This is a genomic window from Streptomyces sp. NPDC054841 (assembly GCF_053611045.1).
Genome location: NZ_JBSGZO010000727.1, coordinates 1 through 3,074, shown reverse-complemented (window position 1 = coordinate 3,074; position 3,074 = coordinate 1). Strand labels below are relative to the sequence as shown.

Sequence of the window (3,074 nt, the reverse complement as noted above, 5' to 3'; positions counted from 1 at the left end):
GTCGCCAATGCTCCGCAGTGGCTCCCTCCTCCGCCTTGCATCTGCACGCGCCAGACCCCGCTCGCTGATCCGGCCTGATCCAAACGACAGGCCCTAGCGCTTCAGGGACACCAGGCGGTCGCCGTTCACCGTACGGACCTCGAAGCGGTCGATCTCGCGGTCCTGCATCGCCGTGCCCACCTCGATGTCCAGCGGTTTCTCGTTCCCGGGCGAGCCCGGGATGCCGTAACCGCCGCTCGGCACCGACCAGCTGGTGACCGTGTGCTCCTCGCCGTCCTTGCCGATCGCGACCAGCTCACAGGTCCGCGGCCCACGCAGCCGGGCCACCCGCAGCGCGACCGCGGTGCCCCAGTCCGACGCCCGCAGATCAACCGCGCCGTACACCCCGCTCGCACTGTCGGTCGCCGCGATCCGCTCGACGGGGCCGGCGCCCGCGTCGCGCGACAGCCCCACCACGAGGGCGGGCAGCGCGACGATCAGCGCGGCGGCCGCCGCCACCAGCCGCAGCCTGCGGCGGGAGCTGCGCCGGTGGAACGCCCCGACCTCATGGAGCATCCGGTCCAGTAGCCGCGGCGCCGGAGGGGTCTCGGGCCGGCCGGGACCGGCGAGATCGGACAGCGCCGACACGACCGGCGTGAAGTCGGTCAGGCGTACGGCACACAGCACGCACTCGGACAGATGCTCCTCAAAACGGAACGCGTCCGCGGGGTCGAGGACGCCCAGCGCATAGGCGGCCACATCCCGGTGCCGCTCCCGCAGATTCATGGACCAATCCTTCGGCTCGCCGGCTACGAACGGTCCATACAGGTCGTACGTACCGTGGGTCACCTTGGAATACGCAGAGGAACCCTTCCGTGCTCATCCGTGAGTCCGGAAAGTGTGCACGGGCACGGGACGGCCGGTTTCCGGCGTCGCCGGCTCGTGGTCCCGCGCAGGCCTCGGGCCTAAAATCCGCAGCATGCTGCGCGTACTGGCGGTCGACGACGAGAAACCGGCACTCGAGGAACTGCTGTATCTGCTGCGCTCCGATCCGCGGGTGCACAGTGCGGAGGGAGCCACCGACGCCACCGAGGCGCTGCGGCGCATCAGCCGGGCACTCGACGCGGGCCCCGACGGCGAGGACGCCATCGACGTCGTCTTCCTCGACATCCACATGGCCGGGCTGACCGGGCTCGACGTCGCGAAGCTGCTCGCGGGCTTCGCGCGGCCCCCGCTCATCGTGTTCGTCACGGCCCACGAGGGCTTCGCCGTCCAGGCCTTCGACCTCAAGGCCGTCGACTACGTCCTCAAGCCGGTCCGCCGGGAGCGGCTCGCCGAGGCGGTGCGGCGCGTCAGCGATCTGGCCGGCGCGGCGCGCGACTCCGGCCCGTCCACGCCCGCCCCCTCGCCCTCGCCCGGCCCGGATCCGTCGTCGTCGCCGACCGGGCCTGTCGTCACCGGACCCGCCGCGCCCGGCGGCGCCCCCGAGCAGATACCGGTGGAGCTCGGCGGTGTCACACGGTTCGTCGCGATAGACGACATCGCCTACGTCGAGGCCCAGGGCGACTACGCCCGGCTGCACACGGCCGAGGGCAGCCACCTCGTCCGGATCCCGCTGTCCACCCTGGAGGAACGCTGGGCGTCCCGGGGCTTCGTAAGGATCCACCGCAGCCATCTCGTCGCCCTCGGCCGCATCGAGGAGCTGCGTCTGGACGCCGGCACCACCACCGTCCGGGTGGGCACGGCCGAGCTCGCGGTGAGCCGCCGGCACGCGCGCCAGCTGCGCGATCTGCTGATGCGCCACGCGCGGGGCTGAGTGGCGCTAGTGCCGTGGCCGGAAAAGGTTTGCCGGGATGCGCGCGGCGTCCGGTGCGGTGCATCGCAAGGCGGAGCATCGCCCTCGTACTGGACGTACTTGGGTGACGCGACAACGCAGCGAGGTGCCGTGCAGGGCGTCGCGAGCCGGTGAACCTTTCCGGCCACGGCACTAGATAGGCCTCGACACGATCGACGGAGCCGCAGGCCATGCTCCGCCGGCTATCACAAGGCGTCACCACACGCCGACGGCGCCCGTACTCGGTGCGGGCGCCGCCACAATCGAGATGAACAGGCGGAGGCTCAGCCGCGGATGATGTTTTCCGCCTGAGGGCCTTTCTGGCCCTGTGTGATGTCGAACGTCACGGCCTCGCCCTCCGTCAGTTCGCGATACCCGTTGCCGGAGATGTTGGAGTAGTGAGCGAAGACATCCGGTCCGCCTCCGTCCTGGGCAATGAACCCGAAGCCCTTCTCGGAGTTGAACCACTTGACTGTGCCGCTGGCCATGCTCGTCCCTCTGGTCAATTCAGCAGCGCCCCGGGCTCGGGCCGCTCCAGCGCCCTGTTCAAAGCGCCAGCTCCAGTCTTCCCCGTGCCTCCCCACACCTACACTCCACAATCCGATCTTGCCGTCGTCATTCGCACAGATCCCGTAGCCGCCGTGGGACAGGCATCCTCCTGTGGCGAGGACCCGTCCCACGTCATGGCGGGTGGCGGGTGGCGGGTGGCGGGTGGCGGGTGGCGGGTGGCGGGTGGCGGGGCGCCGATCCGGTGTCCCCGCCGGAAGTTCCGGCACATCCGCGGGAACGAATGCCGCGGACGCCTCCTCTGGTGAGGGTCGATTGCTACCGCAGGAGGCCCCATGTCCGACCGCACGGCACAGCGAGCCGCCGTACTCCTCGCCTCGGTGCTCACCGTGGACGCCCTGCTCCATCTCTACTGGGCGACCGGTTCCACCTGGCCCGCCGCCGACGAGAAGAGCCTGTCGTACGCGGTCCTGGGCACCGAGGCCCCGTTCACTCCGCCCGTCGTCCTGCCGCTCGCCGCGCTCCTGCTGACGGCGAGCGGCATCGTCGTCAGCCAGTCCCGGCGCCCGCACCGTCTGCTTCGGCTCGGCACCCTTGCGGTGGCGGGCGGACTGTCCCTACGCACACTGGCGGGCGTCCACTGGCTCTTCGTGCAGGACACCGGGGCCGCCTTCCAGTGGCTCAACCTCGCGCACGACCAGTCGCCGCCACGACGGTTCCCCCCGGACCCCACTACCGCCCCTCGCCGAAGGAG

The 3,074-nt window shown here is 70.9% G+C and carries 4 protein-coding genes; 2 read left to right on the top strand and 2 right to left on the bottom strand.

Annotation, left to right across the window (positions count from 1 at the left end; translation table 11 throughout):
• Positions 1–93 precede the first annotated feature (93 nt).
• Complete coding sequence (locus tag ACWGI8_RS42380) at positions 94–765, bottom strand: anti-sigma factor family protein (protein ID WP_453668795.1); 672 nt, start codon at positions 763–765, stop codon at positions 94–96.
• Positions 766–958: 193 nt separating this feature from the next.
• Between ACWGI8_RS42380 and ACWGI8_RS42375 the strand changes: the two genes are divergently transcribed.
• On the top strand, positions 959–1,795 hold the full coding sequence (locus tag ACWGI8_RS42375; RefSeq protein ID WP_453668794.1) for a LytR/AlgR family response regulator transcription factor: 837 nt from the start codon (positions 959–961) through the stop codon (positions 1,793–1,795).
• Positions 1,796–2,097: 302 nt separating this feature from the next.
• Here the strand turns inward: ACWGI8_RS42375 and ACWGI8_RS42370 are convergent, their stop codons facing one another.
• On the bottom strand, positions 2,098–2,301 hold the full coding sequence (locus ACWGI8_RS42370) for a cold-shock protein (protein WP_453668793.1): 204 nt from the start codon (positions 2,299–2,301) through the stop codon (positions 2,098–2,100).
• Positions 2,302–2,655: 354 nt separating this feature from the next.
• Between ACWGI8_RS42370 and ACWGI8_RS42365 the strand changes: the two genes are divergently transcribed.
• The coding region (locus ACWGI8_RS42365; protein ID WP_453668792.1) for a DUF3995 domain-containing protein at positions 2,656–3,074 on the top strand (419 nt) is incomplete at its 3' end.

Bases quoted from the DNA above. Each gene is read 5' to 3' on its own strand.
- ACWGI8_RS42370 (WP_453668793.1), bottom strand. From the start codon at position 2,301: ATGGCCAGCGGCACAGTCAAGTGGTTCAACTCCGAGAAGGGCTTCGGG.
- ACWGI8_RS42375 (WP_453668794.1), top strand. From the start codon at position 959: ATGCTGCGCGTACTGGCGGTCGACGACGAGAAACCGGCACTCGAGGAA.
- ACWGI8_RS42380 (WP_453668795.1), bottom strand. From the start codon at position 765: ATGAATCTGCGGGAGCGGCACCGGGATGTGGCCGCCTATGCGCTGGGC.